This is a genomic window from Wolbachia endosymbiont of Leptopilina clavipes (genome assembly GCF_006334525.1).
In the GTDB taxonomy this organism is placed as follows: domain Bacteria; phylum Pseudomonadota; class Alphaproteobacteria; order Rickettsiales; family Anaplasmataceae; genus Wolbachia.
In genome coordinates, this window is record NZ_QJHA01000032.1 from 1 (window position 1) to 24,850 (window position 24,850).

A 24,850-nucleotide genomic window follows, 5' to 3' on the forward strand; every position below is an offset into this window, starting at 1 on the left:
GTGTAAAGCTTAGCAAAAGCAACTCTGGAATAGGTATCAACAAAGGTTTGCTGGTAAATTCGTCCAATACCTTTGATATTACCAACATAATAACTGTCTTGGCTACCTAAGTATCCTGGATGCTCTGTTTCAATTTCTCCATGGGCCTCTTTTTCTTCCTTAGCCTTTTCTAGAGCTGTTATCTGTTCTTCTGTTAAAATGATACCATCCTGAGCTACTTTTGCTTCTAATGCCTTTAACCTCTTTTTAAAATTTTCAAGATCGTTTCTTTGCCACACTGATCTTATTCCACTTGCAGAGATGAGAATTCCTCTCTTTTTCAGTTCGTTTGCTGCTCTTTCTTGTCCGTATGCTGGAAACTCTATTGCTATTTCAACTACTGCTTTTTCTATATCCTCCGACACTCTATTTGCATACAATGGCTTGCTTTTGCTTATCTCGTGTAAAGCCTCTTCTCCTCCTGTTTCATACAGTTCTTTGAAGCGGTAAATGTATCCCTTGAATATCCCATTACTTTACACGCCTGTGATACATTTCCTAATTGCTTTGCAAGTTCTAGCAATCCCAACTTTGGTTTTAGTATTTTTTCTTGTGTTGTATTCATATCTGACACTCCTTTAAAACTTGTCTATATTTTTATCTTACTTTGTTTGCTTGTCAGATCAAGTCTAGACTATTACAGATAAAGAAATGAAGCCAAGTTCTACAGTGAAGGAGTCAAATTCTGAACAAGTTGATGGAAACAACATGAAAAAATAGAATTGATGCATTTGGGGAGCATTTTGATGTAAAAATGTATCTGTCTATCTTATTTTGCCACCCTGCTAAGCGGACACAAAAAATTACTTCCGCGTATTTTGAATCCAATTATAATTACAATTATAGATATTTTTAGAGCTCAAAAATCTATCTTTGTCTGCAGACCTTTTTTATTAAACTCATAAAAAAATGTAGCGTATCCTCTTCAGTGTATACTTAATTTTTGTCATATGTGCGCTGCATTTTTTTTAATCTTTTTTACAGGGGGATTTTATGTCCAGAATTCCAGATATTTGACCTTTACTTTAGCTAATAAAAAACAACTGGTACCTGCGGTTTTTATAGCTACGTTTCTCAAACAAGTTTCAAATGAATAGATTTCTTGCATAACTGGAATTCAAAAGTTGATGTCATTCTAGCGCGTGACGCTAGAATCCAGTCCTTTTGTGCAAAAAACGTTGTAAAGTGTTTACCAACTTAGTTGGATCCCAGTTGGCTTTGTTGCATCGCTCAAGTGAAAAGAACTGGCAGTTACTGACAAAATTCATTATAAATAGCCATTTAACTGTTGAAGAAAAAATATGCCACAAAAAATGAGAGTCAGTAACTGCAATGAATATAACAAATTTCTCCAAGAAAGAGGAAGCATTTTTTGTTATATCAATGACGCCATAGAAAATTGGTACGAGAATTGTCAAAAATGCAGGGCGGCAACTATATTTATAGTGATAAAGTTGTGATTTTAGTGCATATAATCGTCAGTTTCTTTAGAATTGGTTTAAGACAAACAGTCGGGTTTATAAAAGGGTATGTGCAACAAATAGGAAGAGATTTGCAGCTATTCACAAGCATCAAAAAAAACTTAATATTAAGATAAATGATTGCAGGATTGATAAAAGCAACATGGAAAATATTGAAATTATCATAGATAGCACAAATTTACAGTAACACTCCTGGCCACAGTAAGGAAAACAGTGCAGATAGAAAGTACCGAAGCTACGAGCAAGTAAGAAAGTTACATGTTATGTTAAGTGTGAATAGTAAAAAAGCTATAGCTGCAAGATACAGTAATGGCGTCTACTCTGACCACTTGCGATTTGCTTGAAGAAGTTAATTTTCAGCACAAAATAAAAGCATTATATGCAGATAGGGCATACGATAGGCAAAAACTTTATAAATTGTGTAAGAAATACGATATAAAAACAAAAGTTCTACCAAAAAAGGATGCAGCAGAACATTCAAAAATAGATTATATGTCTGACAGGAATGCTGCTATTAGGTTAATAAAATTATACGGTGAAGATGGCATGAAAGAATGGAAAAAAGAAGTAAATTATGGGAAAAGATCTTACATAGAAGGATTTTTCTCAAGGTTGAAGCAAGTATTTGTTTAGGAATAAATCTGAAGTAAATCGTGAAAAAGAATTACTAATTAAGTGCTATTTGCTCAACAAATTCACTGGTATTGGTATGGCTAAATTTGAAATCATTACATAAATTTGTCGTAAACCATCACTGCTTAAGGTGCTATGCAACAAAGCCATCCCAGTGTCAGCTACTCTGATGACACCAAAGGGGCACTTGGATAGAGGCTACTTGAATAACACCATCATAAGGTGAAACTAGATTCCAGTGTCAAGCACTGGAATGACATCATCTGCTATGCAAATTACCAAAATGTTCGTACAGCTGTGACTGGTTTGGGTTTTGTACATCTATCCTGCAAACGCTATGTAAATAACAACTATATATTTATCTTCAAGATTATTTACCAAGTATAGACATCAGCTCATTCCATTCTCTTTTACCAATGCCACTTTCTTCTCTCGTAACATTTTCTCCTTTTATTAGCTTGCGAATTATTTCAAGACCAGTTTTTGAAATGCAGGCTGATTTTAGCGAGTATTCAACAAAAGCATTATAGGCCAGCGGGACCCATTTCTTCACTATGTCCAACATAACTTCTGCATAGACTCTAATTTCATATTGGGCGTGCTGATCAGCTCTAAGCCTTAAAAAGTGAAAAAGGTTATGTAAATCTATTTTCCAATAAAACTGAGTATAGCAATTAAGTGTTAGATTAGTTCGGGCAATTTCCCTTGCAAGGCCCTGTTCAATAAATTTCTCATAATGAGAATATACTAAATTAGAATCATTTATTAGAGAATCTATTATTTCTTTTGAAGTACTTGAGTCAAAAGCTTCACCGCTGCCTTGTTTATTATTATCAGATTGTTTTGCAACCTGTTCTGGTATATAAAATTCATTATCAAGTATCGAATACCTTCCAGAATATTCATTCACATTTGCAGTTCTGTGTCTTATCCACTGTCTTGCAATAAAAATTGGAAGTTTCACGTGAAACTTAATTTCACACATTTCAAATGGAGTTGTATGATGATGTCTCATCAAGTATTTTATAAGCGCTTCATCTTGATTTATCTGTTTCGTTCCTTTTCCATAAGAAACGCGAGCAGCTTGAACTATGGCGCTATCAGAGCCCATATAATCAATTACTCGAACAAATCCATGATCTAACACCTTATGTTCTTCGTATAGAATTTTATCTATCTCTTTTACTGTAGTTCGCTTAGTTGTCTCATTCATAATATATTCTCAAGATGAAACAGAGATATCAGCTCCACATGAATTGAGTTTTTCGTGCATTGCCTCATATCCTCTCCATAAATGATGTGAGTTGTTTATTGTAGTTTCTCCTCTAGCCACCAAAGAAGCAAGCACCAAAGCTGCCGTTGATCTTAAGTCATTAGCATATAGATTAGCTCCAGATAAGCTCTTTATTCCACTTATAGTAGCTTTATTTTTTTCGATGCTGATATTAGCACCTAATTTTCTTAGCTCATTTGCATGTGCAAATCTACTTTCAAAAACGTTCTCTTCAATGATTGATATTCCACCTGCAATTGACATAGCAGACATTAGTTGTGGTTGCATATCACTGGGAAAGTTGGGATATGGATTTGTTGCAACGTGAGCAGATTTAATAGAGCCATTTTTTCTAGAAATAATAATACCATCATCATGTAACTCAACTCTGGCTCCTATAGTCTTCAATTTATTTGCAATACATTCTATATCAGACAAACTTACTCCTTCTAACTTTAGCTCGCCGTCGGTAATGACAGCAGCCAAAGCATAAGTACCGGCCTCTATCCGATCTGGTATGATTGTGTGGACACATCCGTTTAATTCATCAACGCCTTCTATTGTGATTTTTGTGTTGTTAACTTCAATATTGGCACCCATTTTTTTTAGAAACTCTATTAAATCAAGAACTTCCGGCTCCGTTGCGGCATTGTTTATTGTTGTTACTCCTTCTGCAAGTGTTGCTGCCATGATTATGTTTTCTGTTGCGCCAACACTTACTTTTTCAAATGTTATTTCTTTGCCTTGCAATTTCCCCTTTGTTGTTGCAGTTATATTACAGCTATCAATTTCAATTTTAGCTCCCATTGCTTCAAGTGCCTTGATATGAATGTCAACAGGACGTTTTCCAATATTACATCCACCAGGAAATACTGTTGAAACTCTACCAAATCTGCTGAGCATTGGACCTAGCATTAAAAAAGATGCTCGCAGTCTGCTTGCAATTTCATGTGATATTAAATGGTTATTGATATTGCTACAGTCAATTTCCAAAGTATGATTTGCTTTATAGTCTTTATTGCATATAAAATTTACTTCTGCACCAAGACTCTTAAGCATCTCAGACATCAAATGCACGTCAATTAAATCAGGTACGTTATGCAAAGTTATTGAAGAATTACTGAACAAGCTTGCCGCCATTATTGGCAAGACGGCATTCTTTGAACCATTAATCTTGATTTTTCCAATCAAGGACTTATGGTTACTTCTTACTAATATTTTATGCATTTAATCAAGCGATAGAACTTATCAAGTAAGTATAATAGGTTAGCGGTAAAAGGCAAAATTTTGCTTTTTCTTCTTCTGTCATTCGAGTAGCTGACACTGGGATCCATTTCTTCATCATCATCAAAATGTTATATTTCAACATTACTTTTATGCTGACCAATTTAACTGGATTCCAGTGGGCTTTGTTGCATCACTCTTCGGATAATAGGTAACGTGGAATAAATTCATGAAGCTATCTCAAATTTAGCCATGCCTATATCAGTAAATTTGTTAAGCAAATAACACTTGAGTAGCAGTTCTCTCTCACGATTAACCTCAGATTTGTTTCTAAAACTAAAACCAAATGTTTGCTTCAGTCGCAAGAAAAAACTTTCTATATAAGATCTCTTCCCATAATTTATCTCTTTTTTCCACCTCTTCATACCATCTTCATCATATGACTTTATGAGCTTGATTGTAGAATTTCTCTCATCCATATAATCCAACTTTGGATGCTCTACTGCATTATTTTGCGGAGGAATCCTTGTCTTTATGTCAAGCTCATCGCACAGTTTGTATAACTTCTTTCGATTATATGCCCTGTCTGCATATAGTGTGCTTATATTATATTTAACATCAATCCTTGCAATAAGATCACATGCTCCATAGTGGTCAGAATAAACTCCGCCACTGTATTTTGCTGCTATAACTTTTTTGCTACCTATCTCTAGCATTACATGCAGTTTTCTTGTTTGCTCATAGCGGCGATACTTTCTATCTGTACCATTTGCCTTGCTATGACCTGGAATATTATTGTAGATCAGTACTATCTATGGCAATCTCAATATCTTCTGTATTATTTTTATCATGTCTTCGATCATTAATTTTGATGTTAAGTTTTTTTAAGCCTTCTTGAGGCCTGGGAATAGCTAATAACTTGCAAGTTTTTCCTTACTTGCTCAAGGTACCCTGCTATAAATCCCGCTGTTTGTCTCAGACCTATTCTAAATAAATAAGTTATTATGTGAACCAGAATCACGACCTTATCGCTATAAATATAGTTGCCACCAGCCATTTTTGGACCTTTTTCGTACCAATTTTCTATGGCATCATTGACGTAATAAAAAATATTTCCCCTCTCTTGGAGAAATTTGTTATATTCATGGCAGTTACTGACTCTCATTTTTTGTGGCATATTTTTCTTTAGTAGGTTAAATGCTTGTCTTATAGTGAATTTTGTCAGTAACTGCCAGTTCTTTTTATTTGACCTATGCAACAAAGCCCGCTGGAATCTAGAAAACTTAATCATAAACGAGCACACTATACAACATTTTTGATGAAATTTCATAATAAACTGGATTCCAGCGTCAAGCACTGGAATGACGCCATCGTTAACAACACCGTTTACACACAAAAAACATATTATGAAACATAAATCCGAGTTTTTAAACTTCATTCAAGAAAGAGGATACCTATATCAATGTACAAACATTGATAGGTTAGACCAGCTATTATCACAAGATAATTATATAATTGCATACATTGGGTTTGATTGTACGGCACCAAGTTTGCATATTGGCAGTCTCATTCAAATCATGATGCTCCGTCACCTACAAAAATTCGGTTATAAGCCAATAATTCTACTTGGAGGTGGCACAACAAAAATTGGTGACCCATCTGGTAAAGACAAAGCAAGAAGCGTCTTGCCGATAGAAGATATCAATCAAAATATACTTGGTATAAAGAAAACCCTCGAGAAGATGATATCTTTCGATTATGGAAAAACTGGTGCAATCATAGTAAACAACGCAGATTGGTTAGATAACATAAAATATATAGACTTTTTGCGTGATATAGGGACACATTTTTCTGTAAATCGCATGTTAGGCTTTGATAGTGTGAAAATTAGGCTAGATAGGGAGCAAAATCTAAGCTTTCTCGAGTTTAATTACATGTTGTTACAAGCCTATGATTTTGTCGAGTTGAATAAAAAGTATGGCTGTCGTCTCCAGATTGGAGGGTCAGACCAATGGGGAAATATAGTAAACGGAATTGAACTTGGCAAAAAGTTAAATTTACCTGAGCTGTTTGGTCTTACCACACCTCTTTTATTAAACGCACAAGGAAAAAAGATGGGCAAAACTGAAAGTGGAGCAGTATGGCTTGATGGTAGCATGCTAAAGCCCTATGACTACTGGCAATATTTTCGCAATGTTGATGATCAAGATGTTGGTCGTTTTTTGAGACTTTTCACTGATTTATCAATTGATGAAATTAAAAAACTAGAGTCCTTGAAGGATCAAGAAACAAACGAAGCAAAAAAGGTCTTGGCAACAGAAGTGACAAAAATATGTCACGGTTGTAAAGAAGCGAAACTTGCACGATCTGCTGCAATCTCTGCTTTTGAAAATGAAGACAGTTCATTGCTTTCTGGTTACACTATCACAAGAGAACAAGTTGTAAATGGCATACTCCTGATAGACTTGCTTCATGACACCGGTTTTGAACCTTCAAAAGGTTCGGCAAAGCGTTTAATACAGGGCAATGGATGCAAAGTTAATGATAATACTATAAATGATGTTAACTATATAATAAATTCTGAGAGCTTCAAAGATCAGTCATTCATAAAATTGTCTGCAGGAAAGAAACGCCATATTAAAATTTTAGTGAGTGAAGTAAGAAAGTGAATTTGTATCTGTTCAGCAGAGTGGTAAAATAAGGTAGGCGGGAAAAGACAACTACAAGAATAAATGGGTATTATACGAGTAGCTGGCACTTTCTTTCGCACAAAAATATTGTAAAGCGCTTTCGTATTTACCAACTTAGTATCTGATCTGGAATCTCAGCACTAGGAAACCTTATTATAAAGTAATGCTAGCACTTTCTTCACGCACATTTGTTAAGACTGCTACTCCATCAACTTTAGTATTAGGCTTTAACAGTTTATATGTTACATTGCCAACCGTTAGTGCTGCTGCTGTAATTGCAGCCACTGCTATAACTATAGGTATTAACTCAGCTGTCACTGTTCGAGTTGCAAAAAGTGCCACTGCTATAGCAGTATAGCTCTTCTCACAATAATCCGAACAGGTCATAATAACATACTGCTGGCCTCTTGGCTTATAATAGCTATAAAGACGTTTTTACCTCCGTTCGGACTATTATAAGAAGAGCTATACCTAATAATGTAGCTGCCCCACCATCAATCTGCCCTTTCTTAATTGCTGAACGATTAAGATAGTGTAAAGGAGTATTTCCCAACATATCTACTGAATTAACATCGGCACCTTTTTTTATTAGAACATTTGCTATGTTTATACTTTTAAGATGAGTAGTCTCATGTAAAGGAGTCTCTCCTCCTGCACCTTTTTCATTAACATTTGCACCTTTTTCTATGAGAGCGTTCACTATATTTTCTAGGTTACAGGAAGCAGCTAAATGCAAAAGAGTCACTTTTTCACCATCTTTAAACACATAATTTATATCAAAGCCAGACTTTTCTCACTCTTCATATTCCTTTGAATATCTTTTCAGCTCATTTTGTATTTTTTCAATTACGTTATCTTTGCTTAAATCTTTGTCAACATTAACTAAACTCAATAATTCGTGCCAATTTGAAATTTCCATTGCCATAACCTTACCTTTAATTTTCAATAATGTATTTAATTATATGATAAGAAGTCAATTTAAATAAATTACACATACATGGAACTTATCAGATAAATATATAATATGAACTAGATTCCAGCGGGCTTTGTTGCATCACTATCTATGAAAGGTTAACTATACAAGCAGCTTATTGAAAATCTTATTTTTTGCAATCAATCTGATCAAATTTAAGAATAGTAATTTATTGTTTGTACTAGTAAATTTAATTCTACTTAAAATAGCTAAAGCATTGAAATTCTTGAATTCTAGCTAGATTAGTGAATGATAGTAAAACTTCTTTTACTTAAATTTAGATATTTACTGACTGTCCTTACTATAAATGCTAGAATAATAAGCTATTGATATTCTACATTTTTATCTTTTATCCATCGTAGATAGCGATTCAACAAAGCCCAATAGCGTCAACTTAAGGAAAGATGTTAAGGAGTAAAATACTGTGAAAAATAGGACCTTTGGTTTCTATTTTATTTCAATAAAGAAGATATCAGTAAAGCTTATCTATTAAGGTGTCACATAGAGGAGTGCTATAAACGACTCAAAGTAGAAGGAGAATTAGAGAATTTTTCTGGGATAAATTTAGAAATAAGAATTTTGTGCAAACTTGGTAATGTGCAATACTTCATATGTGTGATGCACAAGAGCCTTGGAACCCAGATCAAATTGCTGAGTATTGTTTAAATTTTTCAGTTTTATTTGGTGTAATGAGACAGAAACTTTATCAGGTGCTTATTAGCACCAAAAACTTTCAAGCCCTTTTTAAAATACGCACTAAAGTTAACGTGAAGATTGTATAGCCGCAATAAAGTAGATAAGCCTAAACGCCATAATGTCTTTAGGAGAGCTTGCTAATTTATTCTCTTAAGTTAACGCCATTGCCTGAACAGATACATAAAAAAGTAGTACTTGCAAGAAAGAGTTACTTAAGAAATTAAGTAACTTTGCTATTTTCTCTAACATACCTAGAAGAAATAGATACATTATCTAATGCAGTCCTAATACTAGCATTGTTCTCATTAACAACTACAGCTAGCTCACAAGCATTCAAAGTATATCTACCATATGGAAACAGTAGAGTACTTACTTCAGTAAATGCATCTTGTAGCATGCTACTATTTTTAGCTCGTATTAAAATAGAATTGATACATTCATTATTACCTTTATATATAGCAAAGGCAAATGGTTTAATGACATACGTCACGCCTGGAAGCTGCACAATATCTTTAGAAGTAAGGATATTTCGTAGTGTATCACTATTTTGAACTCGTATTAAAATAGTGATACATTCGTTATTGCCTTTATATATAGCAAAGTTAAGTGGCGTTAAAGTATACGCTATAATATTTAAATACTGTACAATATTTCTAGAAGCAAGAATATCTTGTAATATACTATTTTCTTGGGCTTTTGTTAAAATAACATTAATATACCTTCCCTTATTATGATGTATGGCAAAGCCAAGCGATGTTAAGGGTGTACATCAAACCATTTTGATAGTTTATAATATTTGCAGTAGTAAGAATATCTTGTAGTATACCATTGTTTTGAGCTTGTTCTAAATAGAATTAACACATTCATTATTGTCTCTATGTATAGCTAGGCTAAGCAGTATTAAAGTGCATCCTCCATCTGTTGGAAATCGTGTAGTATATCCTATTGTAAGAACTTTTAGTAAATCATTCTCTGAGGCTACTTTCAAGATATTACTAATTCCCTCACCATTTGATATTACCTTCTTCAACTTAAAATGCAAATTTCGTTGTGCTTGTGTTAAGTTGTTATCATTTAGCATATTCTTGTAACCTCGCTTTAAAGTCAGTGCAGTTTAATTATTCTATGTTAGTATACACCAATAGAAAAAATTTCATCATATGTTCTGGAAAAAATTTACACAGGTTAATGAGGAAATCGTAAGAGAGAGCCTAAAAAAGGTTATAGAGAAGAAAAGTGGTAAGAATGTTGGTGTAGTATCCTCAATTGTTATTAAGGGTAAAGATGTTGCTTTTGCTCTTGAAGTTACTGAGCCAAATGAAGAATTAAGAAAAAATTGTGAGCAAGCTGTTAAGGCGATACCGGGAGTAGGAAAGGTTACTGTAGTTGCTACTGGTCAAAAACAAGCTAGGCAACAAAAAGCTAAACTTCATATCGAAGGAGTGAAAAATATAATTGTCGTTGCTTCTGGTAAAGGAGGTGTGGGTAAGTCGACAGTTGCACTAAATCTAGCTCTTTCGTTAGCAGAATTAAAACATAAAGTTGCGCTAGTTGATGCAGATATATATGGTCCTTCGATTCCTAAAATGTTGAGCACTGAGAAATTAAAACCAGAAATACAGAGTGGTAAAGCAATGCCTATAGAGAAACATGGTCTCTATACTATTTCAATTGGATATTTTATTGATAAGGACCGCGCAGTAATATGGCGTGGACCTATGATCACAAAAGCACTTTACAATTTGCTAATGGGAACAAGGTGGTCTGATATAGAATATTTAATCATTGATACACCGCCTGGCACTGGCGATGTACATTTAAGTCTGATGGAGAATTTTAGTTTAACTGGAGCAATAATAGTTTCAACTCCACAGGAGCTTGCTTTAATCGATGCACAAAAAATTTATGATATGTTCACAAAGCTCAGCGTGCCAATTATCGGCATTGTGGAAAATATGAGCTATTTTGTTCAAGATAATTCAAAAATACACATATTTGGAAAAGGTGGTGCAAAAAAAATGTCTGAAGAGCTGGGAGTCAAACTCTTGAGCAGAGTTCCTCTAGATCCGCAAATATGTAGTGCTTCTGATTGTGGAAATCCTTCAATACTAAGTGAGGATTTAGTAAGGATTTATGAAGGCATTGCTAAAGATGTTAGGTCTTTTGTATGCAGTCTATAAAGTTTTTTTAAACTACTTTTAAAATAGGTAGAATGTAATTTTAGGTGAATAAAATATTTCAAATGGCAGCAGCTACCTCGTATCTGAACAGACAATAGACTTCTTGGATAACTTAAGAAACAAGTAGTAGAAGCAATATTAGGGAAGGTATAAATTTTGAGCAGGTAAGTAAACTTGATGAAGAGAAGCTTCGAAGACTAAGAGGAGTAAAAAGAAAAACATTGGAAAAATAATAGAAATTTTAATAGAGGAAGAGGCCAAGAAAAAGGCAAGAGTAGGAAAACCAAATAAACAATGCATATTTATTAATAGCACTCGAATATTTGTGTAAATACCGTACATATTTCCATATAGTGCAAAGCTATGGAATAAGTGAAAGTTCTTGCTAACGGCTGAATAGAAGATGCATTGATAAAACATCCAGATTTCAGAAAGATAAAGAGCTATTAAAGTTAAATAGGAGTATGCAAAAGTTTTATAAAAAGGGAATGTTCAACTCCCCCATAGAAGATCAAAAATATCCTTAGGTTATCCAAGAAGTCTATTGTTGGTAAACATAAAAGGCTATTTGCCTTTTTATCTAGTTTATGCAGGAGGTCTATATTTATTGTTGAGTGTGATTTTAGGCATTTCTGCTAAAACGCAACTTTTAAATCGCCAAAATTTCTCCTTGCCTTTACTAATTCCGATTCTTGGAGTGCACACATAATCTGGTTTGAGGTGATATTCATAGAAACAAAATTCATGACTTATAGTAAGGTCTTGTTTATTATGTTCTTTTGTAATGTTTAATTTTTTGCACAGTATGCCTGGCCCGCCTAAATTTGCTTCAAGCGGTTCAGTGAGCTTTAATCCTCGTATTAACACTGCTGCTGGGAATCCTTCTGCTTCTGTTACAATATTTAGACAATAGTACATTCCATATATAAAATATACGTACGAAAACCCTGGCGTACCAAACATTACTGAGGTTCGATTAGTATAGCCTCTTGCTGCATGACAAGCTGGGTCATCCATTCCTATATACGCTTCAACTTCAGTTATTATTCCACTAAAATTAGAAAATTTCAGAGTCTTTCCTAGCAGCTCCCCAGCTACGGTTAAAGTTGGCCGTTCATAGAAATTTCTTGGTAATATTGTGTTATTCATCATAGAAGTACAAGTTATAGCTCTTCTCACAATAATCCGAACAGGTCATAATAACATACTGCTGGCCTCTTGGCTTATAATAGCTATAAAGACGTTTTTACCTCCGTTCGGACTATTATAAGAAGAGCTATACTTACATTTGTAAGCAAGTTATACTATTTTTGCTTTTTCTTATTTATTTAGTCAAGAGCATCTCTGAGAAGTAGAAGTTGGTGTTGTTGTCACATTTGTTACATCTGTTGAAGGCTGCTGTAAAACCTTGACTGATTCAGAGCTCTTTTGTTGCAATTGCGGTACTAACGCTTCATATAAAGATTTTGGCTCACGTCTCTTACCTATTTTGACTTCTTTATTTGCACGCAACTGCTCTGCAGTAACACCGTTGCCTTCAAGGAGAGTTACACCATTCTTACCATCAATGTTAACTTTAACTTTGCATTCTCTTCCATCAACATACCACTTTAAAGTCATTTCATATAACCCACTAATTATTTCATAAACTCTTTCCTCATTATCACTATCATTATTAATATAGCAAGATGCCCCCCTCTTTTTTTCTTGATTAGGATGACAAAATGTAATTGTTCTTACACCATACTCTTTACATATACTACCGCCTAGAAGTTTAGCTATATCTACTCCTTCTTTATTGGCATGTAGCACAACTCTCACGGTAGGATAAACAATATTCTCTTCCCTTTTGCCTTCTTTTATCATTATGGACTCTATGGTATATACCTTCGATATCTCTGCCTTAATTTGGTCAGCAATCTTGCCTACAATCTCTTTACCATGATAGTGAGATTCTCCTTTCTTCGGAGAAAAAGGTTCTTTGTTTGTAGTATTAGTGTCTGGATCATTCTGTAACTCAAAGAATTTATCCCATTCTTCATCACTGTCTAATTTGATATATTCACGCTTGTTCTTGCCTGATACTGCATTCTGAATACTAGACGATCCTTCTGTTACAGTTGTACCAGAGCTATTGCCTTTACCTTTTAGAAGAACAAGATGCTCTTCTGACCTTTCTTCCTTACTCAACTTTGAAGCTGCATCACCAAAAGAAGGTTTCTCTACTATATGCGTGTAAGAATTTTTAACTCTACTCTCATTATCAGGTACTGTAGTAGCCCACAAAAGCTTTTTAATATAATCTAACATATGCCACCTCTTACCATTAACTAAATATCAGCATGCAAACTTTGCTATAACTAATCAATAACTAAATTTACTCCAAATAAAATGAGCTGATAAAAAGGTATAAATTGAGATTAGGTAAAGCTTTTGGTATAATATCTAGTTAATTTTGAATACGCAGGTGATCTCAGCTACAAAGACGTTTTTTATCTCATTTATTTTTGGGTTTATTCTCTTTCCCTATTTTATAAAACTTCTAAAAAAGATAAGTAAAGATGGACAACCAATCAGATCATATGGACCAGAAAGTCATTTAATAACAAAAAAGAATATACCACCTATGGGTGGAATAATAATACTAACTTCTGCTTTATTACCAATCCTGCTTTGGACTCAATTAACACCAGAAATTTCATTGCTGGTATTTATAACTCTATTTTTTGCTCTACTTGGATTTATTGATGACTATTTAAAATTGAAGACAAATCACCACCGAGGTTTAAGTGCAAAAACCAAAATACTTATTCAGTTTGTCGTTACTCTGGTCTGTATGTTTATACTTAAGCTACAATCTGCTGAAGGTTTTACAAAAATTTCTCTATTTAGAGAAGTAGCAATCGACCTTGGCTATCTATATCTTCCGTTTGCTGCATTTGTAATTGTCGGCTCTTCTAATGCTGTGAATCTTACAGATGGCCTAGATGGCCTTGCTGCAACTCAAGCCATTACTTCCTTTGCTTTTTTGGGACTAGTTGCATACATCACTCAGACAGATGTAAACATTACTTTATTCTGCATTGCATTTATAGGAGCTATTTTAAGTTTCTTGTGGTTTAACACACATCCAGCAAAAATATTTATGGGTGATGTTGGAAGCCTATCAATCGGTGCAGCTTTAGGGCTCGCTAGTGTTCTAATTAAAAAAGAGATACTTTTCGCCGTTATTGGAATAATCTTTGTAATAGAGACTTTATCTGTGATTATTCAGGTATCATATTTTAAATATACAAAATTTAGATATGGAGCAGGAAGAAGAATTTTCCTTATGACACCAATACATCATCACTTTGAAAAGAAAGGGTGGTCAGAAAATACAATAGTTATAAAATTTTGGATAATTTCTATCGTTTGTTCGATTTTTGCTTTAACTTTCTTATTATAGGAACTATGAAATATCCAGATTTCACATTAGAAAATACATTATCAGGAATTATAGCAGGAGTAGATGAAGTTGGAAGAGGTCCGCTTGCCGGTCCAGTGATATCTGCAGCTGTAATATTTACTGATAGAGATACGGTTATTGATGGAATAAACGACTCAAAAAAGCTAACCCCTAAGTGTAGGCAAGTTCTATACGAAAAAATAACGTCTGTTGCAAAATTTGGTATAGGAATGGCAAGTGTAGAGGAGATAGACTCATACAATATCTCGCAAGCAACAAAGCTTTCAATGAAACGTGCGCTGGTAAATTTAGATTTAGAACTAGATTATGTGTTAGTTGATGGTAACCAACCACTTGAAGTGAAATGGCAAACAAAGTCTGTAGTGAATGGTGATAGTTTAAGTATATCAATTGCAGCCGCTTCAATCGTTGCAAAAGTTACAAGAGATCGGCTTATGGAAGAATTGCATAATAAACATCCTCAATATAATTGGTATAAAAATAAAGGATATGGAACAAAAGAACACCTCAGCGCTATTGGCCTTCATGGAATTACGAAGCACCATAGAAAGAATTTTGCACCTATAAGAATACTATAGCCTTTAATCACTTACCTTTTTTGAAAGGTATGTTTTCATTAAACAGGCAGACTGTACTTGATCCGTTTCTTAAGGTAAATACCGAGCTTACTCTTTCAATTATCAGGTAGTCATCAACTGTACGAAAATTTATCAAGGACTCATATCCTGCAGAATCAACCATAAAAACTGCCGGGAAATCAGAGTTTATTTTATTAAATTGTAGATATGTAAATTTTCCGTCATCAAAAACCTTAATTGGTATTATTGATTGACTGCCTTTAACGTGCGAGATGGAATAGTTAAAATTCAAGCCTTTCTTTATAACCTCAATATCACTTATATCAGGGATAGTGGTATAACTGGCTTGCTCTAGAATATCACCGTTACTCGTTGAATAAATTTCATCACTGTTGAACAGTGGATAAAGAAACCTTACTTCATATGCTAACCTTGGATCATCTAGCCCGCTTGCTTCTTCAGCATGAAATTCGAAATAATAAACTCTTTTATTGGTAATTATAGTTGCATTAGTATCGGCAATATCATCTATAGGCTTAATAAATAATCTATTACCTTGAGGAAGGAGTTGCCAACCGGTTGCATCACCCATTGAAAGACTCTCTATTACCTCCCCTGGCTCAAACAATATGCTGGATTGATAACCATAAAAGCCCGTGTACTTATGTATAGCCTGTGGATTATAATTCATTACCTTTATGTGGTTATCACCAGCTATTGGTCTTGGTTCCTGTTTTGCAAGTGCATAACCACCACAAAAAAATAATAGTGCAACAAAGAGTACCCTAATCATAGTATCAAAATAAACTGATCTTTATTTTATCATTGATAGACATGTACTGCAACTATCAAACTATCCCAGTAGTAAGCGACAGAAAATGCAAGCTTCATAATAATTCATTATTGCAGGAAAAAGCAGGAAAAAATTCTTTAAACATTATTTTCATATATGTTAAAATGAGTTGTGAGGTAAATTAGGGAGTGTTAAATAAACCATACGCGTCAAGTTAAGGAAAAGTGGTATAAGGAAGAAAGGAAACGAAAAAAAACTATTTTATATATTAAGTAATAAAGTTATTAATTTATAGGTTCTTCTGAAAAAATCATCTTCTTCTAGATAAGAACTCCCTAAAAAAATAAATGTAACAAATAAAATGCCCATCTCAAATGTTGCTATATTTCACGATATTTCCTTAACTTGACGCGTATGGTTTATTTAACACTTCCTGCAAATTAACTACAGATTTTATGTCTAGGTTACTCCACAAAATTTTTCCTTTCCTTATCCAAGATTCAAATTTATAGTATCGATTCCTTTTTATGAAATATGAAGCCATCTCAAGTTATAGTTAAGCCTATATTCAGTGAATTACTTTCACAAGTGCAATTGATTTTAGTGTTATACTGTTCTAACAGTAAAGAAGTCATATAGATAATAATGTCTTTTGTATCCAAACGAATATCATTTTTTTTTGTTAATTTGCTCACTAATAATGTACTTATTGATTTATGTTCATTTACTACTTTTATAGTGAGTAGTGTTTTATCTTCTGTTTTAGTCAGTAAAATAGACACTAATTCAATTTGTGCCACTGCACTGATTATAGTTATCACCATATTGGAAATTATCTTATTTATTTTTTCAATTAAGTTTTCTGTAGGACATTCACTTACTCTCCACTGAAGCTTTACTTTTTTTTTAATAAATAATTTTCTATATTGGATTTAGTCTTAACAAAGCTGCAATTATCTGATGAATGAGAATACGCTTGCTTCATAACTTTATATTTATATATTAAATCATCGGAGCTTTCTTTAAGCAATGACAATGCTTCGTTTTGCATATTAGGGTTGTTTTCTTCAAGCTCTTCCAATCCACCCACTATTCCTTGCATAGAACTAGCAAAATCATGAAGAATTCGTCCTGATAGGCACTCTGTTATTAACATTATGTTTTTATTCATTGGATAAAAGTATAAATGATTTAAGTTAACCCTATATTGGTAGGCATGTAGTAGTCAATTTAAGAGAAAGTTTCGTTGCGCTTTTTGTGTCAAAGCATTAATGTAGTATTAATAATTATAAGATTTATGAAGGCGTTATGAATACTTATGCTAAATCTGGAATAGACCTTAAACTATATAATGAACTAATAAAAAAAGTTAAACCTATTATTGAAAAGACTAAAGGAGAAGAAGTAATTAGTGAAGTAGGATCATTTTCTGCATTGTTTGACTTTTCTTCGCTGAGTAAGAAATACGACCATCCAGTACTTGTTTCCTCAACTGATGGAGTGGGCACAAAACTATTAATAGCTCAAGAGGTGAATAAGCATGATACTATAGGTATAGACTTAGTTGCAATGTGTGTAAATGATTTACTTGCACAAGGAGCAACACCTTTATTTTTCCTTGATTACTTTGCAACAGGCGTTTTAAACAAAAACGTTTTATTGTCTGTAATCCAGGGCATTGCAGAAGGGTGCAAGGAATCTAAAATAGCATTAGTTGGTGGAGAAACTGCAGAAATGCCTGGAATGTATGGTAACAATCACTATGACCTTGCGGGGTTTGTGGTTGGTGTTGTTGATCGAAAGCAAATTCTTCCAAATTGTAGTATAATGAAAGCAGGTGACTGTGTAGTTGGTTTAGAATCAAATGGAATTCACTCAAATGGATTTTCTTTGGTGCGCCATATTTTTAAAAGCTTAGGTATAAATTATAATGATATATCTCCATGGAATAATAAATCTTGGGGTGAAATATTACTTAAGCCAACAAAGATATATGTTGATTCTTTGTTGCCTATTATGCCAAGGGTAAAAGGCATTGCGCATATAACAGGTGGCGGGTTAATAGACAATATTCCAAGAATTCTCTCAGGAAATTTATTTGTAGACATAAATATTAATTCTTGGAAATGGCCAGATATATTTTTATGGCTGAAAGAAGAAGGCAAAATAGAAAAGAGAGAAATGTTAAAAACATTTAATTGCGGCATAGGTATAGTACTGATTGTAGATCCCGATAATATAAAGGATGTGGAAAGCCATTTCCAAAAGCGTGGAGAAAAAATTGAGATTATTGGAAAACTTGATGAGGCATGTAACCCTCCACTTGATAGAGTAGTATTTAGTTAGTCTAACTTTACTGACAGTCTTTTTGCAACTTCTGAGTATGCTTCCTTTAAGTTTCCTAGATTTAAACGGAAAACATCTTTGTCTAGCTTTTTATGCGTATTTTTATCCCATAGCCTACAATTATCAGGGCTGATTTCATCGGCTAAAATGATTTTAGTGCTGTTGTTTATCAATTTGCCAAATTCTAACTTGAGATCAACTAAATATATATTTGCATTTGAAAATAGGTCGACTAAGATTTTGTTGATCTTTAAAGTTGTAGTTTTAACTTCTTCCATTTCTTTATGGGATAACCAACCAAAATATAATATGTGATTTTCATTCATCATTGGGTCGGCTAGGTCATCATTTTTGTAAAAAAACTCGATTATAGGAGATGTAAGTGTCTCGCCTTCTTTGATATTAAAACGTTTGCAAAAGCTGCCAGCTGCAATGTTTCTAACCACTATCTCAAGAGGTATTATCTTGAGTTTTTTGACTAGCTGTTCTCTTTCGTTTAGAGTGTTTATAAAGTGCGTGCTAATTCCTGCTTCTTCAAGCTTTTCCATGATAAAAGCACTAACATGATTATTAATTATTCCTTTGCCCTCAATAATTTCATATTTTTTCTTGTTGAACGCTGTAACATCATCTTTAAAGTACTGTATAACAGTTGATGAGTCTTCAGTTTCAATAATGACTTTGGCTTTACCTTCGTATATCGTTTTATTCAGTGACATATTTAATTTAACTATGTATCATATCAATTTACTGTTCTTAGAGTATAGTCCCAAATAACTTAAATAAACCTTAATGGCGTTCAATGTTACAATATTAACCATATTTCCAGAAATGTTCCCTGGATTTTTGAACTATTCTCTTGCTGGAAGAGCGTTGGAAAAAAAAATATGGAATCTTGAAATAGTAAATATTCGTTCTTTTGCTAAAGATAAACATTCAACTATAGATGATGTTCCATATGGAGGTGGAGCGGGGATGGTTATGCGCCCAGATGTGATTGGCAATGCAGTTGATAATGTGCTTTCTGCTCATAAAAATACTAGATTTATTTATATGACTCCATCTGGTACAAAATTTAATCAGAGCATTGCAAAGGAGCTAACAGAAATTCCTCATGTAACAATATTGTGTGGTCGATTTGAAGGTGTTGACCAAAGAGTAATTGATGTGTATACTCCTTATGAGTTAAGTATTGGAGATTATATACTTTCTGGAGGTGAGCCAGCTGCAATGGTGGTTCTTGATGCATGTATTAGGCTTCTTCCAGGTGTAGTAAATAATTTCGATAGCGTTGCTGAAGAAAGTTTTAGTTATAGTGGTGGTATGCTTGAATATCCTCAATATACTAGGCCTGAGCAGTGGAGTAGGTACAAAGTTCCTAAGGTTCTGTTGTCTGGCAATCACAGAAAAATAAGTGATTGGAGAAGGGAACAGTCATATGTTAGAACAAAGGAACGTCGACCTGAATTGTTGAATGGAGATGATAAATGACAAACTTACTTGAAAAATTTAACGAACAACAAATACAAAGGTTAGCCAAAGAGATGCCAGCTTTTTGTCCTGGCGATGATTTGAAGGTCACTTTTAAGGTAGTTGATAGTACGGGTGAGCGTATACAGATATTTGAGGGCGTATGTATATCAAAAAGAAATCGTGGATTACACTCTTCTTTTTCAGTTAGAAAGGTAAGTCATGGAGAAAGTATAGTATCACAATTTTTTGTTTACTCTCCTGCATTAATTTCAGTACAAGTGATGAGAAAGGGAAAGGTCCGTAGAGCAAAATTATATTACCTGTGCAAGCTATTTGGGAAAGCTGCAAGGATCAAAGAACGTACTACTTATGTTAAAAAAAAATCTAAGTAGATACAATAGGGAGTGATATCAATTGTATCATCTCAAAACCCTCTCTTATTATCCCAATGTGTGACGCACAACTGTACTTTGCCTACCGCTGTGGTGTCATCCCAATGTTTGAAACTGGGATCCAGATTCTCCTTTTGGTTTGTGCTTTCATGGAAAATATAAAAATTATTTGCAGGCAAAGCCTGCTAGATCTCAGTGTCAATCACTGGAAAAAGGGGGAAGTTTTTTTAAATCCTCATATAAAGAAAAGTAAATGAGTATAAAGAAAAAATTCCTTAAATTACTTCAGTCAAGGCGTGTACATGCTCGTATAAAAAGGAAAAATAAAAAGAACAGAGCGTTACGCTTTTGTTCTTTCGCGGCACTAGTTATCTCACTTGGCTGTCCTGTGTGTATATTGTTGAGTATATTGGTTAATTCTTACAGCGCTTTAACAGTAACGAAAATTTTATTGCCAGTTGAAATAAATGCTGATCTTATTTTAACTAATAATCCTAGTGATTTACGATATAAGTCCATTAGCCTACTCAATAACTCTTTACATAAAGTGTTTGAAGGAATTGACTTTAAAGACAGTGACGAAATTTTAAGTCGCAACTCTTACAAGGAGCTAGAGAGGTTTTTTCTTAAGAGAGTAAAAAATAGTGGTGAATATGAGATTTGGTTTACCGCATCGAGTGTGATCAATTCACTATATAAAAATAAATGTTTGAATGATCATTATGCTAAATTACTTGATTGGTTAAAAGAGAAGGGAAGAGTAAGAAAATTTTTTAATAAGTCTCTGTTTCTTAAGTCTGATTCTCGTGAGCCTGAGAATGCAGGGATTTTAGGGGCATTTATCGGTTCGTTAATGACAATTATAGTATGCTTAGCGTTGGCATTGCCAATAGGAATTATGTCAGGTATCTGTCTTTATGAATTTATGCCTAGAAATAGGCTAATAACCAGTATTGTAGAAATTAGCATGAATAACCTTGCTGCAGTGCCTTCGATAATATTTGGTGTGGTAGGACTGACTCTCTACTTGGGCATATTTGGTTTACCCCGTTCTTCACCGCTTGTTGGCGGGATGACTCTTTCATTTATGATGCTGCCTAATATTATTATTGCAACAAAAAATGCCTTTACAAACGTTCCTATTGCAATAAAAGATGCAGCGTTTGCGCTAGGTGCACCTCACATCAAGGTGATATTGGATCACTCTTTACCGATTGCGTTGCCACGGATAATACATGGTGCAGTGCTTGCAATTGCAAGGATTTTAGGCGAATCTTCCCCTTTACTTATGATAGGCATGGTAGCATTTATTGCTGATACACCTACATCCTTCTTCGATCCGGCAACTGTTTTACCTGTACAAATATACATATGGTCAAGTAGTCCTGAAATTGCATTTATTGAGCTTGCTGCCATTGCAATTATAGCTTTATTGTTAATGCTATTTGCTTTGAATTTAATAGCAAATTTTGTAAAAAGAAAGTTCGAGTTTTTTGATTCATGAAAATTACAATCCTATCTGGTTATGGCTTAAATTGCGAAAAAGAAACTGCATTTGCATTTATGGAATGCAGAAGAAAGCTTGGTATTAATAATATTGAAGTAAAAATCGTTCACATTAATGATATTATAGATAATCCAAGTGAACTGAAATTAAGCAATATACTTGCAATTCCAGGAGGTTTTTCCTATGGTGATGATACTGGTGCTGGTAATGCATTTGCTTTGCGTATAAAAAACAACTTGTTAGACGAATTTCAAAATTTCTTATCTCAGGATAAGCTTATTATAGGGATATGTAATGGTTGCCAGATATTAGTAAAATTAGTTCCAGAATTCTCTAATCTAGCTTTAACCTCTAATGATATAGGTAATTACCAATGTCGTTGGATTAGAGTGAGAGTTAATCCGCAGAGTAGTTCTGTTTGGCTACGGGGCCTGAGTGAGCTATATCTTCCTGTTGCTCATGGAGAAGGCAGGTTTTTTATGGATCAAGATATTTTAAATCAATTGATTGAAAATAATTCCGTTGCACTGCGTTACGTTGATGAAAATGGTGACTATGCAAATTTACAATTTCCTTACAATCCAAACGGATCTATATACGACCTGGCAGCTTTGTCAGACAAAAGTGGTAGAGTTTTAGCTTTAATGCCTCACCCAGAGAGAGGAATATTTTTTACTCAGCAGGACAACTGGCCTCTTGAAAAAGAAAAATGTAAACGTTCAGGAGTGGCTATGCCAAAATATGGTGATGGAATGCTCATATTTGAGAATGCACTAAAATATTTTGCGTAAGTATTACAATACGTTACATACAACAAGTTTTTAAGCCATAAAAAGTTACTTTCCTTGTTATGACAATAAATCCTTATTTTTGATCTGCAGAGTAGCTTTCTCTAACGTTAGGGATATAATTGTTCCACTTTCCAATTGCTTTTCTCAACAAGAGTATATCTAAATCTAGTGTGTCTCCTATATTCACCTTCTTGCCAAAATTCAATTACCTTTGGGATTACGCAAAATCCCACCCAAAAGTCAGGACGAGAAACTTGTATATTGTGAAATTCTTTCTCTTTCAATTCTATAGCCTGCTCAAAATCTTGCCAATTTTTCAGAACTCTTGATTGTTTTGAGCACCACGCGCTAATTTGACTATCACGTGCTCGAGAGGAGAAATATTCGTCAGCCTTTTTGCCGCTTAGAAGCCTAACTTCTCCTTCAATTCGTACTTGTCTAGAAAATTCTGTCCAATGAAATACGAGTGCAGCTTTGGGATTCTCAGTCAATTCTTTTCCTTTTCTACTGTTTACGTTAGTAAAGAACACAAAACCTTCTTTACTATATTCCTTTAGTAATACCACTCTTGCAGATGGAATGCAGTCTTTGCTACACGTTGCTAGCGTCATTGCAGTTGACTCTTTACACGGAAAATTAAGTACTTCTTGATACCACTTTGAAAACAAATCAAAAGGATCTTTTTCATGTGAGAGTGTCATATTCAAAAATAAAATTTAATTCTGACATGCATTGCAAAAATAAGTGCTACGACCATTTTGTCGTATAAGTGTTATGATATTGTTGCAGATTCTGCAAGGTTTTTGCACTTTACCATATACGTAAAAGTTATTTTGAAAGTATCCAGCAGATCCAGATGGTTGTGCATAATCTTTCAGTGTTGAACCACCAACAGCAATTGCATCACTCAGAGTATTTTTTATTTCGATAGCAAGTTTTTCGCACTCTATATATGTTAAATCTTGTGCTAGCCTAAGTGGTGATATGCGAGCTCTAAATAAGCTCTCAGAAGCATATATGTTACCTACGCCAACTATTAGCTTATTATTCATTAATACTGATTTGATATTTGCTTTTCTGTTCTTTAGCAACTTCTGTAAATAATGTCCGTCAAATTCATCTGTGAGGGGTTCTATTCCTAGGTTATTAAAAAAATTTAGTTCTTGCTCTCTGTTTAAAACAATCACTAATCCAAACCTTCTTGGGTCATTAAAGATTAGTGAAGTGTTGTCAGAAAATAAGAATATCACATGATCATGTTTGTTCTGTGCTTGATTGTCTTCAGCATATATAAGCTTTCCGCTCATGCCAAGGTGTATGATTACAGCCATACTAGCATCTATATTCGAGATTATATATTTACCTCTACGCTTGATATCATTTATAACTTTGCCCTTTAGCAAATCATCAATATTCTTCGTTATTGGTACACGCAAATTACAATTATTGACTGTCACATTGCTTATTTTCTTATTTTTGATTTTATCAAATAAGAAGTTAGAGATTACTTCCACTTCTGGGAGTTCTGGCATCTTGTCTACTCTGTTGCTGTTTTTTTCTTTTTAGAATATTTTGCTTTAAAGCTTTTGCCAATCTTTTTCTCTCTTCTTCTTTTTCCTTATTTTTTTTCATGTTATTCATTATCATAATACGTGAACTTGCCGTTGTAGCTCAGGTGGTAGAGTACGTCATTGGTAATGACGAGGTCCCAAGTTCGAATCTTGGTAACGGCAGTTTAGAGGACAATATTCATAAAGTCAATCCTCTAGATGCTAATTAGATTATAGAAAAACGTCTAGTAAATACCTTTTATACACTACCATTAAGCTGCTTTTTCAGTATTATAGCCCTTCCCATAATAGTCCAAAAAGGTCATAAGAAAGAAGAATCGACAGCATGACGAAAAGATTTGAATAAAGGAATGTTTTTCCTGGTTCTGTTTTTTATAGCAAACCAATAATGTTCAATTTTGTTAAAATCTGGAGAATATGGAGGAAGATATAAAATTTCTGCGCCAACTCCTTTAGCAAATCTTATTAGACTTATGAAAAGTAGCATTATCAAGGATAACAGTTTGTCCAGGTTCCAAAATCGGTGTCAGAAACTGCTCAAACCATTTATTAAAGATATCCATATTGCAGTGGTCTTCAAAGGTTAACGGAGCAATTATTTTTCTTCCACTTAAGGCTGCAACCATGCTAATTCGTTGAGTTTTCTTCCCAGATTTTAGGGCATAAAACCGCTGTCCTTTCTGGCAATACCCATAGGTTCAGTGTTATCAATGCCAGACTCATCTATATAAACTAAGTTTT

General features: G+C 34.0%; 26 protein-coding genes, 1 tRNA gene and 6 pseudogenes. 12 read left to right on the forward strand and 21 right to left on the reverse strand.

Features of this window, described 5'->3' with window-relative positions:
• A pseudogene (locus OUY_RS03465) lies at positions 1-604 on the reverse strand (helix-turn-helix domain-containing protein); the annotation flags it as partial.
• 736 nt (positions 605-1,340) lie between these two features.
• Between OUY_RS03465 and OUY_RS06885 the strand changes: the two are divergent.
• Positions 1,341-2,256, forward strand: a pseudogene (locus OUY_RS06885) (IS5 family transposase).
• A 267-nt stretch (positions 2,257-2,523) separates the two neighbouring features.
• Here the strand turns inward: OUY_RS06885 and thyX are convergent.
• The 4 genes and pseudogenes from thyX to OUY_RS06890 form a co-directional block, all read right to left on the reverse strand.
• Positions 2,524-3,366, reverse strand: a complete 843-nt coding sequence (thyX, locus tag OUY_RS03480) for an FAD-dependent thymidylate synthase (RefSeq protein WP_139686702.1) — start codon at positions 3,364-3,366, stop codon at positions 2,524-2,526.
• Positions 3,367-3,375: 9 nt separating this feature from the next.
• Entirely contained in the window at positions 3,376-4,653 is a 1,278-nt protein-coding gene (murA, locus tag OUY_RS03485) for a UDP-N-acetylglucosamine 1-carboxyvinyltransferase (RefSeq protein ID WP_139686703.1), read from the reverse strand.
• A 4-nt stretch (positions 4,654-4,657) separates the two neighbouring features.
• Positions 4,658-4,795: a hypothetical protein gene (locus OUY_RS05915; protein WP_158307661.1), complete on the reverse strand. Its 138-nt coding sequence runs from the start codon at positions 4,793-4,795 to the stop codon at positions 4,658-4,660.
• An 82-nt stretch (positions 4,796-4,877) separates the two neighbouring features.
• Positions 4,878-5,827, reverse strand: a pseudogene (locus OUY_RS06890) (IS5 family transposase).
• 229 nt (positions 5,828-6,056) lie between these two features.
• On the opposite strand from OUY_RS06890, the gene tyrS reads away from it, so the two are divergent.
• Positions 6,057-7,319 (forward strand): tyrosine--tRNA ligase, encoded by a 1,263-nt coding sequence (gene tyrS, locus OUY_RS03500; protein WP_139686704.1) that lies wholly within the window; start codon positions 6,057-6,059, stop codon positions 7,317-7,319.
• A gap of 174 nt (positions 7,320-7,493) precedes the next feature.
• Here tyrS and OUY_RS03505 read toward each other — a convergent pair whose 3' ends face one another.
• The 3 genes from OUY_RS03505 to OUY_RS06675 are packed head-to-tail and all read right to left on the reverse strand — an operon-like array spanning position 7,494 to position 8,265.
• Positions 7,494-7,727 (reverse strand): hypothetical protein, encoded by a 234-nt coding sequence (locus OUY_RS03505; protein ID WP_410543259.1) that lies wholly within the window; start codon positions 7,725-7,727, stop codon positions 7,494-7,496.
• Positions 7,728-7,761: 34 nt separating this feature from the next.
• Positions 7,762-8,106: an ankyrin repeat domain-containing protein gene (locus tag OUY_RS03510; protein ID WP_246038674.1), complete on the reverse strand. Its 345-nt coding sequence runs from the start codon at positions 8,104-8,106 to the stop codon at positions 7,762-7,764.
• Positions 8,107-8,133: 27 nt separating this feature from the next.
• Positions 8,134-8,265 (reverse strand): hypothetical protein, encoded by a 132-nt coding sequence (locus OUY_RS06675; RefSeq protein WP_281277883.1) that lies wholly within the window; start codon positions 8,263-8,265, stop codon positions 8,134-8,136.
• 504 nt (positions 8,266-8,769) lie between these two features.
• On the opposite strand from OUY_RS06675, the pseudogene OUY_RS03515 reads away from it, so the two are divergent.
• Positions 8,770-9,150: pseudogene (locus tag OUY_RS03515) on the forward strand (IS4-like element ISWosp8 family transposase); the annotation flags it as partial.
• A gap of 79 nt (positions 9,151-9,229) precedes the next feature.
• Here the strand turns inward: OUY_RS03515 and OUY_RS06440 are convergent.
• The 4 genes and pseudogenes from OUY_RS06440 to OUY_RS03525 all read right to left on the reverse strand — a co-directional run bounded on the left by OUY_RS06440 (position 9,230) and on the right by OUY_RS03525 (position 10,090).
• Positions 9,230-9,514: a hypothetical protein gene (locus tag OUY_RS06440; protein ID WP_246038676.1), complete on the reverse strand. Its 285-nt coding sequence runs from the start codon at positions 9,512-9,514 to the stop codon at positions 9,230-9,232.
• Positions 9,515-9,628: 114 nt separating this feature from the next.
• Positions 9,629-9,748 (reverse strand): annotated as a pseudogene (locus OUY_RS06895) (WD_0033/WD_0034 family tandem repeat-containing protein); the annotation flags it as partial.
• Positions 9,738-9,833, reverse strand: a complete 96-nt coding sequence (locus tag OUY_RS06900) for a hypothetical protein (protein ID WP_458695228.1) — start codon at positions 9,831-9,833, stop codon at positions 9,738-9,740. The pseudogene OUY_RS06895 and the gene OUY_RS06900, both read right to left, overlap by 11 nt.
• Before the next feature lie 20 nt (positions 9,834-9,853).
• Positions 9,854-10,090, reverse strand: coding sequence for a hypothetical protein (locus OUY_RS03525; RefSeq protein ID WP_139686706.1), 237 nt, complete (start codon positions 10,088-10,090; stop codon positions 9,854-9,856).
• Between the two features lie 79 nt (positions 10,091-10,169).
• Here OUY_RS03525 and OUY_RS03530 point away from each other — a divergent pair, with 79 nt between their 5' ends.
• A complete protein-coding gene (locus OUY_RS03530) occupies positions 10,170-11,189 on the forward strand; it encodes an Mrp/NBP35 family ATP-binding protein (RefSeq protein WP_139686707.1) in 1,020 nt (339 codons plus the stop codon).
• A gap of 585 nt (positions 11,190-11,774) precedes the next feature.
• On the opposite strand, the gene OUY_RS03535 is transcribed toward OUY_RS03530, so the two are convergent.
• Both OUY_RS03535 and OUY_RS03540 read right to left on the reverse strand, forming a co-directional pair.
• Positions 11,775-12,338 carry a DNA-3-methyladenine glycosylase gene (locus OUY_RS03535; RefSeq protein WP_139686708.1) on the reverse strand — a complete coding sequence of 188 codons (564 nt, stop codon included), beginning with the start codon at positions 12,336-12,338 and terminating at the stop codon, positions 11,775-11,777.
• Between the two features lie 183 nt (positions 12,339-12,521).
• Positions 12,522-13,499 (reverse strand): hypothetical protein, encoded by a 978-nt coding sequence (locus OUY_RS03540; RefSeq protein WP_139686709.1) that lies wholly within the window; start codon positions 13,497-13,499, stop codon positions 12,522-12,524.
• A gap of 157 nt (positions 13,500-13,656) precedes the next feature.
• Here OUY_RS03540 and mraY point away from each other — a divergent pair, with 157 nt between their 5' ends.
• Together mraY and OUY_RS03550 are read left to right on the forward strand one after the other, a co-directional pair.
• Positions 13,657-14,637: a phospho-N-acetylmuramoyl-pentapeptide-transferase gene (mraY, locus tag OUY_RS03545; protein ID WP_029237630.1), complete on the forward strand. Its 981-nt coding sequence runs from the start codon at positions 13,657-13,659 to the stop codon at positions 14,635-14,637.
• Positions 14,638-14,642: 5 nt separating this feature from the next.
• Positions 14,643-15,236: a ribonuclease HII gene (locus tag OUY_RS03550; RefSeq protein WP_010403632.1), complete on the forward strand. Its 594-nt coding sequence runs from the start codon at positions 14,643-14,645 to the stop codon at positions 15,234-15,236.
• A gap of 7 nt (positions 15,237-15,243) precedes the next feature.
• Here the strand turns inward: OUY_RS03550 and virB9 are convergent, their stop codons facing one another.
• The 3 genes from virB9 to OUY_RS03565 all read right to left on the reverse strand — a co-directional run bounded on the left by virB9 (position 15,244) and on the right by OUY_RS03565 (position 17,200).
• On the reverse strand, positions 15,244-16,029 hold the full coding sequence (virB9, locus tag OUY_RS03555; protein ID WP_139686710.1) for a P-type conjugative transfer protein VirB9: 786 nt from the start codon (positions 16,027-16,029) through the stop codon (positions 15,244-15,246).
• 545 nt (positions 16,030-16,574) lie between these two features.
• Positions 16,575-16,940, reverse strand: a complete 366-nt coding sequence (locus OUY_RS03560; RefSeq protein WP_125855783.1) for a histidine phosphotransferase family protein — start codon at positions 16,938-16,940, stop codon at positions 16,575-16,577.
• On the reverse strand, positions 16,925-17,200 hold the full coding sequence (locus tag OUY_RS03565) for a hypothetical protein (protein ID WP_012481935.1): 276 nt from the start codon (positions 17,198-17,200) through the stop codon (positions 16,925-16,927). Before OUY_RS03565 ends, OUY_RS03560 begins: the two co-directional genes overlap by 16 nt.
• 137 nt (positions 17,201-17,337) lie before the next feature.
• On the opposite strand from OUY_RS03565, the gene purM reads away from it, so the two are divergent.
• The gene (gene purM / locus OUY_RS03570) at positions 17,338-18,375 is read left to right on the forward strand and encodes a phosphoribosylformylglycinamidine cyclo-ligase (RefSeq protein ID WP_139686711.1); all 1,038 of its coding nucleotides are present in this window, start codon (positions 17,338-17,340) and stop codon (positions 18,373-18,375) included.
• Here the strand turns inward: purM and purC are convergent.
• On the reverse strand, positions 18,372-19,094 hold the full coding sequence (gene purC / locus OUY_RS03575; RefSeq protein WP_139686712.1) for a phosphoribosylaminoimidazolesuccinocarboxamide synthase: 723 nt from the start codon (positions 19,092-19,094) through the stop codon (positions 18,372-18,374). The two genes, purM and purC, sit on opposite strands and share 4 nt — an antisense overlap.
• Positions 19,095-19,167: 73 nt before the next feature.
• Here purC and trmD point away from each other — a divergent pair, with 73 nt between their 5' ends.
• The 4 genes from trmD (at position 19,168) to OUY_RS03595 (ending at position 22,538) form a co-directional block, all read left to right on the forward strand.
• A complete protein-coding gene (gene trmD, locus OUY_RS03580) occupies positions 19,168-19,866 on the forward strand; it encodes a tRNA (guanosine(37)-N1)-methyltransferase TrmD (RefSeq protein WP_010403659.1) in 699 nt (232 codons plus the stop codon).
• The gene (rplS, locus tag OUY_RS03585; RefSeq protein ID WP_007302278.1) at positions 19,863-20,240 is read left to right on the forward strand and encodes a 50S ribosomal protein L19; all 378 of its coding nucleotides are present in this window, start codon (positions 19,863-19,865) and stop codon (positions 20,238-20,240) included. The genes trmD and rplS overlap by 4 nt, the downstream gene beginning before the upstream one ends.
• A 253-nt stretch (positions 20,241-20,493) precedes the next feature.
• Positions 20,494-21,744 (forward strand): PstA family ABC transporter permease, encoded by a 1,251-nt coding sequence (locus tag OUY_RS03590; protein ID WP_139686713.1) that lies wholly within the window; start codon positions 20,494-20,496, stop codon positions 21,742-21,744.
• Positions 21,741-22,538 carry a phosphoribosylformylglycinamidine synthase subunit PurQ gene (locus tag OUY_RS03595; protein WP_010403666.1) on the forward strand — a complete coding sequence of 266 codons (798 nt, stop codon included), beginning with the start codon at positions 21,741-21,743 and terminating at the stop codon, positions 22,536-22,538. The genes OUY_RS03590 and OUY_RS03595 overlap by 4 nt, the downstream gene beginning before the upstream one ends.
• A gap of 107 nt (positions 22,539-22,645) precedes the next feature.
• Here the strand turns inward: OUY_RS03595 and pdxH are convergent, their stop codons facing one another.
• Together pdxH and mutM are read right to left on the reverse strand one after the other, a co-directional pair.
• A complete protein-coding gene (pdxH, locus tag OUY_RS03600) occupies positions 22,646-23,239 on the reverse strand; it encodes a pyridoxamine 5'-phosphate oxidase (protein ID WP_139686714.1) in 594 nt (197 codons plus the stop codon).
• 15 nt (positions 23,240-23,254) lie between these two features.
• The gene (gene mutM / locus OUY_RS03605) at positions 23,255-24,070 is read right to left on the reverse strand and encodes a bifunctional DNA-formamidopyrimidine glycosylase/DNA-(apurinic or apyrimidinic site) lyase (protein WP_139686715.1); all 816 of its coding nucleotides are present in this window, start codon (positions 24,068-24,070) and stop codon (positions 23,255-23,257) included.
• Between the two features lie 128 nt (positions 24,071-24,198).
• Between mutM and OUY_RS03610 the strand changes: the two genes are divergently transcribed.
• Positions 24,199-24,271: transfer RNA gene (locus tag OUY_RS03610), tRNA-Thr, on the forward strand.
• A 139-nt stretch (positions 24,272-24,410) separates the two neighbouring features.
• Here the strand turns inward: OUY_RS03610 and OUY_RS03615 are convergent.
• Positions 24,411-24,850: pseudogene (locus OUY_RS03615) on the reverse strand (IS630 family transposase); the annotation flags it as partial.